12 protein-coding genes are annotated in these 11217 nt (G+C 74.4%); 4 read left to right on the forward strand and 8 right to left on the reverse strand.

Annotated elements, in window-relative coordinates:
- Nucleotides 1-1157 (reverse strand): AI-2E family transporter (locus tag E1193_RS24995; protein ID WP_243707877.1); only part of this gene is annotated, 1157 nt, incomplete at its 3' end.
- Nucleotides 1158-1259: 102 nt separating this feature from the next.
- Between E1193_RS24995 and E1193_RS25000 the strand changes: the two genes are divergently transcribed.
- The 3 genes from E1193_RS25000 (at nt 1260) to E1193_RS25010 (ending at nt 3108) form a co-directional block, all read left to right on the forward strand.
- Nucleotides 1260-1445 carry an antitoxin gene (locus E1193_RS25000; RefSeq protein ID WP_132185630.1) on the forward strand — a complete coding sequence of 62 codons (186 nt, stop codon included), beginning with the start codon at nt 1260-1262 and terminating at the stop codon, nt 1443-1445.
- A 189-nt stretch (nt 1446-1634) separates the two neighbouring features.
- Complete coding sequence (locus E1193_RS25005) at nt 1635-2843, forward strand: cytochrome P450 (RefSeq protein WP_132185631.1); 1209 nt, start codon at nt 1635-1637, stop codon at nt 2841-2843.
- Nucleotides 2844-2871: 28 nt separating this feature from the next.
- The gene (locus E1193_RS25010) at nt 2872-3108 is read left to right on the forward strand and encodes a ferredoxin (RefSeq protein WP_132185632.1); all 237 of its coding nucleotides are present in this window, start codon (nt 2872-2874) and stop codon (nt 3106-3108) included.
- A 54-nt stretch (nt 3109-3162) separates the two neighbouring features.
- Here the strand turns inward: E1193_RS25010 and E1193_RS25015 are convergent, their stop codons facing one another.
- A complete protein-coding gene (locus E1193_RS25015) occupies nt 3163-3762 on the reverse strand; it encodes a hemerythrin domain-containing protein (RefSeq protein WP_132185633.1) in 600 nt (199 codons plus the stop codon).
- Between the two features lie 140 nt (nt 3763-3902).
- Between E1193_RS25015 and E1193_RS25020 the strand changes: the two genes are divergently transcribed.
- Nucleotides 3903-5315 (forward strand): FUSC family protein, encoded by a 1413-nt coding sequence (locus tag E1193_RS25020; protein WP_207922853.1) that lies wholly within the window; start codon nt 3903-3905, stop codon nt 5313-5315.
- On the opposite strand, the gene E1193_RS25025 is transcribed toward E1193_RS25020, so the two are convergent.
- From E1193_RS25025 to eccB, 6 genes are all read right to left on the reverse strand, one after another.
- Complete coding sequence (locus tag E1193_RS25025; RefSeq protein ID WP_132185634.1) at nt 5303-5944, reverse strand: C39 family peptidase; 642 nt, start codon at nt 5942-5944, stop codon at nt 5303-5305. The two genes, E1193_RS25020 and E1193_RS25025, sit on opposite strands and share 13 nt — an antisense overlap.
- A 358-nt stretch (nt 5945-6302) precedes the next feature.
- Nucleotides 6303-7106: a hypothetical protein gene (locus E1193_RS25030; RefSeq protein WP_132185635.1), complete on the reverse strand. Its 804-nt coding sequence runs from the start codon at nt 7104-7106 to the stop codon at nt 6303-6305.
- A 136-nt stretch (nt 7107-7242) separates the two neighbouring features.
- Complete coding sequence (locus tag E1193_RS25035; protein WP_132185636.1) at nt 7243-7668, reverse strand: hypothetical protein; 426 nt, start codon at nt 7666-7668, stop codon at nt 7243-7245.
- Nucleotides 7669-7873: 205 nt separating this feature from the next.
- Entirely contained in the window at nt 7874-9145 is a 1272-nt protein-coding gene (locus tag E1193_RS25040) for a WXG100 family type VII secretion target (protein ID WP_132185637.1), read from the reverse strand.
- Complete coding sequence (locus tag E1193_RS25045; protein WP_132185638.1) at nt 9138-9506, reverse strand: hypothetical protein; 369 nt, start codon at nt 9504-9506, stop codon at nt 9138-9140. Before E1193_RS25045 ends, E1193_RS25040 begins: the two co-directional genes overlap by 8 nt.
- Before the next feature lie 113 nt (nt 9507-9619).
- Nucleotides 9620-11098: a type VII secretion protein EccB gene (eccB, locus tag E1193_RS25050; RefSeq protein WP_132185639.1), complete on the reverse strand. Its 1479-nt coding sequence runs from the start codon at nt 11096-11098 to the stop codon at nt 9620-9622.
- Nucleotides 11099-11217 lie beyond the last annotated feature (119 nt).

Genomic DNA, 11217 nt, shown 5'->3' on the forward strand with positions numbered 1-11217 from the left:
GGCGTGGCCTGGGCGGCGCGTCGCTCGCGGTGCCGTTGGACGGTGTCGACCACCTGGTAGGCGACCGCCGCGATCGGCACCGAGACGAACGCGCCGGCGATCCCGGCGATCAGGGTGCCGGCGGTGACCACCACCAGGATCACCGCCGGGTGCAGCCGCACCTGCCGCTTCATGACCAGCGGCTCCAGCAGGTTGCCCTCGATCTGCTGCACGGCGATCACCGCCGCCAGGACCAGCGCCGCGGTGGTGGGGCCCTTCGCGGCGAGCGCGACCAGCACGGCCACCGTCCCGGCGACCGTCGCTCCGACGATCGGCACGAACCCGCCGAGGAACGTGATCAGGGCCAGCGGCAGCGCCAGTGGCACCCGGAGCAGCACCAGGGCTATCCCGATCCCGATCGCGTCGATCGCCGCGATGGTCATCGTGCCCCGGGTGTACCCGCCGAGCGTCCGCCAGCCCACCCGGCCCGCTTCGGCGGCCACCTCGCGGTTCGGGCCGGTCAGCCGGCGCAGCACCCAGTGCCACATCGAGCGCCCGTCCTTGAGCAGGAAGAACAGCAGCACCAGGGCGAGCAGGGTGGAGCCGGCCACCTCGGCGGCCGTACGCGCCCCACCCACCAGATCAAAGCCGCCGCCGAGGCCGGACGTCACCTGCCTCAGCAGCCGGTCGAGCTGCGCCTCGGTGACCGGCAGGGTGGAGGTGACGAAGTCCCGGCTGCGCTGCAGGCCCTCGTCCAACTGCTCGGTCAACTCGCCGAACTGGGCGGCGGTTCGGTTCCACACCAGCGCGCCGACCCCGACCAGGATGCCGAGCAGCAGCAGGATCGACAGCAGCGCGGCCGGCGCAGCCGGCACCCGCAGCCGGCGCAACCCGCGCAGCACCGGGTCCAGCAACGCGGTCAGGAAGAGCGTCACCGCCAGCGCGACGGCCAACGGCGCCAGCAGCACGGCCACCCTGCCCAACAGGTACAGCCCCACCACCACGACCACCAGGCAGGCGTTCCACACCACGGCGGTGCGGACCAGCCAGGGCAGCGCCGCCCAGGCATGCCGGGGGCCGGGCCGGGCCCCCGCCGCCGTCACCTCGGGCGTACGCCCGTCACCGTCCTCGACCACGTCGGCCTCCTCGGTCTCGGCGGATCGATACCCGACGGTCACCGGAACGACACCCGCCGGGGCGGGTGTGCTTCCGGCCGTTGCGCCGCGGCGTTTGCGCCACCCGGCCCGGGGAAGGCGGGTTGACGAGACGAGGAGGACGCCGTGAGTGACTTCATGGACAAGGCCAAGGACTTCGCCGACAAACACGACAAGCAAATCGACCAGGGCGTGGACAAGGCCGGCGACCACGCCGACCGGCGTACCGGCGGCAAGTACGACGAGCAGATCGACAAGGGCGTCGACATGGCGCAGGCGCGTACCGGTGAGGGTGACCAGGGTCGGCGCTGACCTCGTCCTTCGCCGCAGCCGGGCCGCCGTCACGACGGCCCGGCTGTGTCGCGTTCCGGCGTGACGGGGTGGTCAGTATCGACCACTCTCGCTACGATCCGCAGTCGGGACATGACTCGACGTCAGGTCCTGTGACAGCGGACCGGTCCGCCGGCGCGGCGGGCCGCCGACGAGAGGGAGCCACCCCCGGTGACCGACACTTCCCAGGCCACGATTCCGCAGCCCTACCCGTTCAGCGCTCCGCACCGGCTCGACGTCGATCCCCGGTACGGCCAGCTGCGCCGGGAGGAGCCGCTGACCCGGATCCGGATGCCGTTCGGCGAGCCTGCCTGGCTAGCCACCCGGTACGCCGACGTGCGGACCGTGCTGGCCGATCCTCGGTTCAGCCGGGCCGCCTCCGTGGGCCGTGACCAGCCCCGCAACACCCCCTATCAGGCCGACGAGGGCATCCTCGCGATGGACCCGCCGGAACACACCCGGCTGCGCCGGCTCGCGGCGAAGGCGTTCACCGCCCGGAGGGTGGAGGAACTACGGCCGCGTACCAGGGCCGTCGCCGAGGAACTCGTCGCCGGGATGATCGACGCCGGACCGCCCGCCGACCTGGTCGCCCACCTGGCCACCCCGCTGCCGATCCGGGTCATCTGCGACCTGCTCGGCGTGCCCGTCACCGACCAGGACCGCTTCCACACCTGGTCGGAGGCGGTCGTCTCCACCACCGCGCTGAGCCCGGAAACGGTCGAGAGCTACATCGACCAGCTGATCGGCTACATGGCGGGGCTGATCGCGCAGCGGCGCGAGACACCGACCGACGACCTGATCGGGGCGATGGTCCGAGCCCGCGACGAGAACGCCGAGCGGCTCACCGAGCAGGAGGTCGTCCAGCTCGCCGCCGGTCTGCTCGCCGCCGGGCACGAGACCACCGTCACCCAGATTCCCAACATGCTGTACGTCCTACTGACCGAGGAGGGTGGCTGGGAGCGGCTGCGCGCCGAGCCGGACCTGGTGCCGAAGGCGGTGGAGGAGCTGATGCGGTTCATCCCGCTCGGCGCGACCGCCGCCTTTCCCCGCTACGCCACGGAGGACGTCGAGCTGGGCGGGGTGCTGGTCCGGGCGGGTGAGCCGGTGGTCGTCTCGGTGCACTCGGCCAACCGGGACGAGACCGTCTTCACCGACCCCGATCGGCTCGACCTGGCCCGGGAGGTCAACCCGCACCTGGGCTTCGGGCATGGCGTGCACCACTGCATCGGCGCCCAGCTCGCCCGGATGGAACTCCAGGTGGTGGTGGAGACGCTGCTGCGACGTGCCCCACAGCTGCGGCTGGCGGTGCCGGTGTCCGAGCTGACCTGGAAGCGCGGCCTGCTGGTCCGTGGCCTGACCGCGATGCCGGTGCAGTGGTGACGACGGACGCGGAGGGAGGGCCCAGACGGTGAGCCAGGAGGAGCCGGGCGGCTGGCGGGTGTTCGTCGACCCCACCCGGTGTATCGGGTCGGGGATCTGCGCGGGCGCGGCACCGACTCACTTCGTGCTGGTGGACGGGCTCTCCCGCCCGGTGAACGAACAGATCGACCCGGCGGACGCGGTCCTCGACGCCGCCGAGTCCTGCCCCATGGAGGCGATCATCGTGTCCGACGTGGCGGGCGGCCGGATCGCGCCCGAGCCGTGAACCGACGACGGCCACGCCCGGCGCGAGGAGGGGCGTGGCCGTCCGTACCCGAAATCAGTGCTGCTTCTCGCGCAGCCTGGCCATCGAGGTCGGCCGACCGCTGAGCGCGTCGCGCATCCGGTCGACCAGACCGGCGCCGGGAGCGAGCAGCTTGTTCGCCGGCGGGTGGTCCGGCGCGGCCGGATGCGGCCGGGTCGGCGCCACCTTCTTCGCCGCCTCCACCTTGCCAGCCAGCTCGACCAGCTCCTCCCGGGCCAGGGCGGCCCGCAGGCGCGGGAAGAGGTCCGACTCCTCTTCCTGCACGTGGTGGCGGATCGTGCTGGTCAGGTGGGCCAGCAGCTCGTCGAAGCGGGCGTCGGCCGGGTCCAGCGTCTCCAGCTTTTTCATGGTCCGCTCGGCCTCGGCGTGCTCGGAGATCTCGTGCTCGGCGACCCGGTCGCCGTCCGGCAGCGCCTTGCGGGCGGCCGGGTAGACGTACGCCTCCTCGGCGACGGAGTGACGGACCAGTTCGGCGATGACCACATCGGCCAGCTGACGGCGGCGCTGCGGGGTGCCCTGCCGGCTCTCCAGCTCGACGAAGATCGCCTCCACCTCCCGGTGGTCGGCTACCAGGACGTCGACGACGTCCCGTTCGGTGCTCTCGTGATGGCTCATGCGGTGCCCCCTACCGGATGCGGACGGTTCGGCTCTGCCGCCCTCCTACCCTTTGCCGGGCCGACGAATCACGCGGTGACCGATTTGCCGAGGGCGGCGCGGCCGGCATCATCGACCGCCGACCGGGTAACCGCGCGGACATGGGCGCCGACCAGCATGGGCGGACCAGCGCGGATTCGTGGCAGCGATGGAGCCGTGAGATTCGGCGGGTCGCCGCGCGGAGCGGCTCCCCCAGCCAACGCGCAACGGCGGTACGGCTGCGCCAATGGGAGATCATCCTGTTGATCGCCGTGCAGGCCGGGGTGGCCGCCGCCCTGGCCTGGTGGTTCGCCTTCGCCGTGCTCGGCAACCCGAACCCTGTCTTCGCGCCGGCCGCGGCGGTCGGCACGATCGCGGCGGCCGTCGGCCAACGCACCCGCCGCGCCGTCGAACTGCTCGTCGGAGTCGGCCTCGGCATCGCGGTCGGCGACGCACTGATCTATGTGATCGGTACCGGTGCCTGGCAGACCGGGGCGATCGTGGCGTTCGCGATCGCGCTGTCGCTGTTCCTGGCCGACCGGGGCGGGACGGTGGTCAGCCAGGTCGGCGGTACGGCCGTCCTCATCGCCGCACTCTCCTCGGCGGAGCGGAACCTGGAACCTCCCCGGATCGTGGACGTGGCCGTGGGCGGCGTGATCGGGCTGGTCGTGGTCGCCCTGCTTATTCCGATCAACCCGATGCGGATGCTGGACCGGGCGGCGGCACCGGTCTTCGAGCTGCTGTCCCGGCAGGTGCGGGAGGTCGCGGCGGCGTTGTCGCAACGGGACGAGGCCAGGGCGGCCCGGGCGCTGAACACGCTGCGCGGGATGGACGACGATCTGCAACGCCTGCGGGACGCGCTCAGGGGCGCCGAGGAGGTAATGACCATCGCTCCCGCCCGCTGGCGCCGCCGCGAGGACTTCGCCGACTATGCCCGAGGAGCCAAACACCTGGGCCGGGTGCTCGGAAACTGCCGCACCATCGCCCGGCGGGCTGCCACCACCCTGCAGGACGACGAACCCGTTCCCGACGCCCTCTGCAGCGCGTTGACCGAGCTCGCCGACGCGATCGAGGAACTGCGCCGGGAATGCCGGGCCGGCCGGGTCCCGGAGCGCACCCGGCGGGCCGCGCTGAACGCCGCCGAGCAGGCCGGCCGGGCGGCGGTAGGGGACATCCGGGCTTTCGGGGACGTGGTGTGCATCCAGCTGCGTACCGCGGCGAGTGACCTGCTGCGCGCGACCGGGTACGACGCCGACGAGGCCAACCGGCGGACTCGCGGCGCGGCTCGGGGCGGGGAGCTGGCCGCCCGGCCGCGCCGTCCCGACGTCGAGCAGCGGCTGATGACCCGCTCGTCCTCTCCCGGGCCCGCCGAGATCGCCGGCGGGCCCACCGCCAGGCGGGCGCCGGCCCGGGCCGTGACGGAGGGCGGCGCGCGTCGGCCCGCCACCGGCCGGGCCCGGGGGCGGACGCCGAAGGGCCGGCCTCCCGCTCGGGGAGACCGGCCCTCATCGGCGCGTCCGGATCAGGCGCTGTAACCGCGACCCGCGATCCAGTCAGCCAGCTCGGCGACGTCCATCCAGTACTCCGGGGCGTCCGGAGCCGCCGGGTCGGCGATCTTGACCGTGTCGCCGTCGTCCTTGTACTCCACCACCGTCAGGTAGTGACCGGGGTAGCTGTGCGTCCTGCCGTCCACGTCGACGGCGCTACCGAGGATGTTGGCGACGACCGGCTTGTCGGCGTCCACCGCGGCCTTGACGTCGGCTCGCAGCCGCTCGATCTGCTCCTTCGAGGCCACGTCGTCGCTGATCTCGGTGGTCTTGTACCTGCCGCCGGTGTACTCGTTGAGCACCCGGGTGATGTCGATGGCCGAGTCGGTACCAGCCTCGGTGGTACCGAGCTTCTCGGCCAGTTCGTCCTGGCTGACCGTCTTGCCATCAGCCGACAGGGCGATCCGGGTCGACGCCGGGCCGCAGTAGTAGAAGTTCGGCTGCGCCTGGTACTCGTACCCGGCGCGGTGCGCGCCCCTGCCCTGCTCGGACACGACAGCGGCGGCCGCCTTCTCCGCCGGCGTCGTCTGCGCCGCCAGGGCGGGGCCGGCGATGCCGCCACCCGCCATGATCAGGCCGGCGACGGAGAGCATGCTGTTGCGAAAGGTCGTGTTCATGTCGAAGCTCCATTCGGGGGTGTGACGTCCGGTCGGGGGACACGGACGCAGGCACCGCGGTGGCGCTCGGATCATCAGGGAATCGGCGGGCACCCGGCCCGCTGGCGACCGGACGGGTTCGTACCCGGTCGCTCGGAACCGCAACGACCGGCGGACCCGGACCATTCCGGCCCGTCACCCGCCGGTGCTCGGTCGTACGCAGGGTGTAACCGTTCGGAGCCGGTCGGGATTCCGCCGGACGGGTGCCGACCGGGGAAACGGACAACCGGCCCGACACCTCGCATCGGTACCGTCGAGTCCGGGAAGTACGCGGGTGCGGGCCGGCCGGATCAATCGGACACGACGCCGGAGCCGGCGGTCAGTAGGCGGCGACGGCGGCCCGGCCGCGGGCCACGGCCGGGGCCGGGGCCTCCCGGGACTGCTCGGCCGCCGGGCGGACGAATCCCGGCACCGGCACCACCGACTCGACCTCCTCCGGCTGCCGGTCCCGCGCGGCGAACGCCTCGTCGCGCAGGCTGCGGGCCGACGCCACGGCCAACTCGGCCGCCCGCCACGCCGCGCGCTCCCGCTCCACAGCCGCCCGGTGCCGCTCAGCCAGGTTGTCCCGTGCCGCGCGGCGTAGCAGCAGCTCCTGCTCCACCGGGTGCCGCCGAGGATCCCACCCGTTGCGGTGCGCGAACACGTCGCTCAGCTGCTCAACGGAGATCTCCTTACGCCAGTACGCGTCCAGTGCCGCCCGGTGCAGGAACCGCTCGCGGTCGGCGTACTCGGACGGCGTGCGCTCGGTCTGCGGCAGGGGCATCGCCGTGGCGGCCGACAGCCGGCGGACGTCCGCCTCGGCCGCCTCGTACGTCCCCCACGCCGCCTCGACCTCCTCCTGAGCGGCCAGCCACTCGGCGCGACGCCGCGCGGCGGTGGCCCCGGCGCGCTCGGCCGCCACGGCGACCTCCCCGGCGTACCGGGCGCGTTCCCGCTCCTCCTCGGCCAGCTCGAGGTGACTGGGCAAGGCGGCCTGCCGGATTCGACCGGCCACGGTGGAGCGCAGCCATCCGGGGCGGGCGACCAGGGCCCCGACGGCGACGGCGACGACGACGAGCAGCGCCAGCCAGATCACGGCGGCGGCGGGGACGTCGGGCAGGACGGAGGAGAAGACGGTCTGCATCACCAGCACCTCACGGCGGGAACGATGTGGACTTCACGAGCGGACACCCGATGGCGGGCGGGGGAGGACGCGTCGGCGTACCCGAGGGACGACCGCACGGCGGCGGTGGTCGGCATCCGGGCGGACGCCGGGGCGCTCAGCTCCGGGGCGGACCGCGCCGGCCGGTGGCGTCCCGGACCGGATCCGTCGTCGCCGCGGGGACCGTGCGGGTCGACGGACCCCCGGCGGCTGCGACGTCGCGCCGGGCCGGGAACGGCCGGGCGGCGGGAACAGCGGCGACCTGTCCGCCGGCCAGCCGGGCGACGGCACCGGTCGACGCCTCGGCCGCCCGGGTGGACATCACGCTCGGGGTCGAGGCGCCCGCAGTCACCGGCACGGCGGCGCCGGGAGCCACGGGCACGGCGGCGTCCGAGGTCACGGGAGCGGCGCCGGCCGGGCTGATCAGCGGGGGAAGGGCACCGACACCGACGGCGAGCACCAGGGCGGTCACCGCCAGCCGGGCGAGGTTGCGCAGCGCGCGTAGCATCGCCCCGATCGGGTGGGCGCTCGCTACGGTCGGCACAGTCCCAACCTAGCGGCACTTCGGCGCCCCCGCAGCGGGGAAGCAACGCCGGCCGGGGTGACCCGGGCCACGGCGTACGGTGTGGACGGCCAGCTCCCGCACGGGATGCGGCCATCACGGACCGCGCCGCCCTCGCCCAGCGGCATCGACGACGGCGGCCCTTCCAGAGCGGTCGGGGACCGCCGCCGACCTCACATCGAGTCGGTCACCGGTCGCCGCCGAGCACCGGCGGCACGCTGCTGCCGCCGTCGCCCCACACCATCTCGTCCTCGGTGAGCCAGGTCATCCGCTCGCCGGTCGCGTCCTCGCCGTGCTCGTCCCGACCGCCGATCACGCCGCCGCGCCCGGCACCGCCCGGCGCGACCGCCCGGTGCGCGGAACCCGCCGCCCCCGGCCGACCGCCGCCGTTGCCGGCCGTGCCCACCTGCCCGGAGGCCAGCCGGCCGGTGCCCGCGGCGGAACGGTTCTCCATGACGGCCGGGCCGCCCCCGCGCCCGGCCGTCGCGGCGCCCGGCCGGCTGCCGGAGGACGCCAACGCGCCGGTGCCGAGCACCCCACCGGCCATGATCCCGGCAGCCGGGCCGAACCCGAGGCCGGCGTCGGCGCCCGACCCGCCCGGCAGTGTGCCGCCGGCCCCGGCCAGACCGCCGGCCGGCGAAGCGCTGCCGGTGGCCGGGCCGGCCCCGGCGAGCGAGGTGCCGGTGCCGGCGTCGATCACACCCGGACTACCACCGGGCACGGTCACCGCCGGGTGGTCGCCGGGCGTACCGGCGCCGGCCCCACCGGAACCGGTCCGCGGGCCGGCAGCCGGGCCGCCCGCCGTGGCGCCGGCGCCGGACGTGCCCGTGCCGGGCCCAGCCGCCGGAGTGCCCACCGACGGACCCCGCCGCGCCGGCTCGCCGGAGCGGTCGGCGTCGCCCGGCAGGCGCGGCGGCGGCGCCGGCGGGTCGACGACGCGGCCGTAGGAGGCGACCTCGTAGCCGGCCGCCAGCTCGGCGACGACCTGCACCATGCGCTGGTGAGCCTTCTCCTGCTCGGCCTTGTCCTGCTGGTGGCCCATAAAACCACCGATGATCATGCCGGGCACGCCGGCGATCAGCCCCTTGGTCGCGCCCTCGACGGCCTTGTCGTGGTCGTCGGTCTCCTCGGGGCTCTCCGCCTTCTGCTGGGCGGTGCGCAGCTGGCCCGCCATCAGGTTGAGCGCGTCACGGACGTCGGCAGTGCCCTCGGCGAGCCCGGCGGAGTAGCCCACCACCAGCGACAGCCGGTCGTGGAACTCGCGGGCCGCCTCGCCCGTCCAGGCCGGGGCCAGCTTGTCGAGGTCGCGTTCGAGATCCCGGGCCAGGCCGTCGAGCGTGTCCCGCAGCGAACTCCACTGGCTGGCCAGGCCCTCCACCTGCTTGGGGTCGCCGGCGTGCACCCCGTCGTAGAGCTCGCGGTGGCTCACGTGCTGGTAGCGCTGCGCGTAGTCAGACACGGTCGTCCTCCTGCCCGGTGAGCGCCTCGTCCACTCCGTCCAGGGCGGCGGCGATGTCGGCGGCGTTCGCCGTGTTGCGCGCCTCGGTGGTGCGGTAGTTCGTCATCACGGTCTGGGTCGCGGCGCGGGATGCCTCCACCGCGCGTCGCAACCGAGCCACCCGCTCGGCGAAGCTGGCCTGGATCTCGGTGTAGCGGCGGGCGCTGCCGGTGGCGTCGGCGAAGGAGCCGAGGGCGGGCGTACGGCCCTGCAACTCGCTGTTCAGCTTCCGCACGGCCGCCTCGGCCTGGGCCAGCCGGTCTGCCAACCGCTGGTGGAAATCCTCCAAGGACAGTACGTCGACTGTCGTGCGCCCGGTCATGGCAGCATCCCCGTTGTCCATAGTCGATGCCGTCGGCAGTCGAGACCGTCGGCCACCCAAGGCTAGTCGACCGCCGCCATCCCGGGCGACCCGTCGACGGCCGGCCGGTGTGCTCAACCGCCCGGCGGCGGCGACTCCGGCGCCTCGTCCCGTGTCGGCGGCGCCGGGCTCCCCGTCGGGCCCTCCGGGGCGAAGTAGGCCAGCGCGTCCCGCCGTTCCAGGGTCGGCCCGGTGGGCACCAGAGAGAGCAGCGCAGCCGGCACCACCAACGGCTTCACCCCGCCGTATCCGAGGGCTGTCACCGCGTCGCCGGAGCTGCGGCCGAGCGGGTACCGCATCCCCTGTGGGGTGATCAGGTAGACCGTCGCGCCGGCCGCCGCCTCGGTACCCTCGCCCGCACCCGGCGCGGCCTGCACCAGCACGCCCTTGCCGCCCGGCAACAGCACCTGCCCGGCGGTCTCCACGGCGTCCCGAGGGCCCTGCGGTACCGCCGCAGCGCCGGCGCCGTCGGCGAGTTCCGCCGGCGCCCGGTCGAACACCTCCAGGCTGGTGGTCGGCGCACCGCCGGCCGGGCCCGGCCGGTAGGTCGCGCAGAGCACCGTCTGACCGGGGCGCACCGACCGCAGCGTGGGCAGCGTCTGCGGTGTCCCCTCGGCCTCCAGCCGCCGGTCGGTCAGCAGCCGGCCAGCCTCGTCCGGGGTGATGTCGGTAACCTGGCCGCCGTCGCTCTGCAACAGCAGTGCGCTGACCTCCCCGATCGACACCAGGCCCTCGCGGGTCAGCACGTAGTGCGCGCCGGCGGCCCGGAACACGTCGCCGATCCGGGCGACGCGCCCGCCGACCGTCCGCCCGCTCGGCGTGCCGTCGCCCGCGATCCCCAGCTGCCGCAGCGCCGGACCAGCCGGCACCGCGTTGAGCAGGGGCGCGCCCACGTCGAGAGTGGTCGCACTGGTCATCTTGAGCGCCGCGAGCGCCGGTTCCGCGCCGACGATCTGCAGCCGTGCCCCGCCGGTGAGCAGAAACCGCTGACCGCCGCCCCGGACCAGGACCGCCTGGTCGGCCAGCGGGGCCCCGCCGGTGAGGGGCCGGTCGATGACCAGGCGGGTGGTCGCCCGGCGGGAGTCGCCCGGAGCCGGCACGTCACAGACCGACCAGGGCAGGCCCACCAACGACCTGCGGTCGGGCAGGGCGTCCGGGGCGCCTAGGATGCCGACGGTACGGCCACGTGCCCGGTCCTCGATGGACGCGCGGGACATCGTCCGCACCGGCGGATCGGCCTCGTTGAGGATGAGCCGCGCCGAGGCGTAGTTCAAGGTCGGGTGCAGCACCCCGTCGGCGAAGACGTACGTGGCCCCGGTCTCCCGCTCGATCACCAGCGTGTTCGCCTCCAACGGGGCGGCGTTGCCGGTGAACAGGCCGTACGCCCCGACGCCGCCGAGCGCGATGGCGGCGGCGAGCACGCTGCCGAGGAGGGCCACGCCGAGCCGCCGCATCGGCAGGTTGGTGGTCTCCGGGTCGCCGGAGAGCATCCCCGAGACGATGCGACGGGTGACGAAGCGGTATGCCTGCACCTGATCGCGGCGGGTCCGCATGGTTGACCTCCGGCAGCGACTGGTCCGCGACGATCAGGTCCGAACTCCGCCGCGGGCTTCCCTACGATAAGGGGCCGTCGGCGGGACGTCGGACCCCCGCCCGCCCACCGCCCCGGCGG

This window comes from Micromonospora sp. KC606, assembly GCF_004348675.1.
Classification (GTDB): domain Bacteria; phylum Actinomycetota; class Actinomycetes; order Mycobacteriales; family Micromonosporaceae; genus Micromonospora.

What these genes read in the sequence shown, in the direction of transcription:
- E1193_RS25015 (WP_132185633.1), bottom strand. Translation starts at nt 3,762, where the DNA reads ATGAGCCATCACGAGAGCACCGAACGGGACGTCGTCGACGTCCTGGTA.
- eccB (WP_132185639.1), bottom strand. Translation starts at nt 11,098, where the DNA reads ATGCGGACCCGCCGCGATCAGGTGCAGGCATACCGCTTCGTCACCCGT.
- E1193_RS25020 (WP_207922853.1), top strand. Translation starts at nt 3,903, where the DNA reads ATGGGCGCCGACCAGCATGGGCGGACCAGCGCGGATTCGTGGCAGCGA.
- E1193_RS25030 (WP_132185635.1), bottom strand. Translation starts at nt 7,106, where the DNA reads ATGCAGACCGTCTTCTCCTCCGTCCTGCCCGACGTCCCCGCCGCCGCC.
- E1193_RS25045 (WP_132185638.1), bottom strand. Translation starts at nt 9,506, where the DNA reads ATGACCGGGCGCACGACAGTCGACGTACTGTCCTTGGAGGATTTCCAC.
- E1193_RS25025 (WP_132185634.1), bottom strand. Translation starts at nt 5,944, where the DNA reads ATGAACACGACCTTTCGCAACAGCATGCTCTCCGTCGCCGGCCTGATC.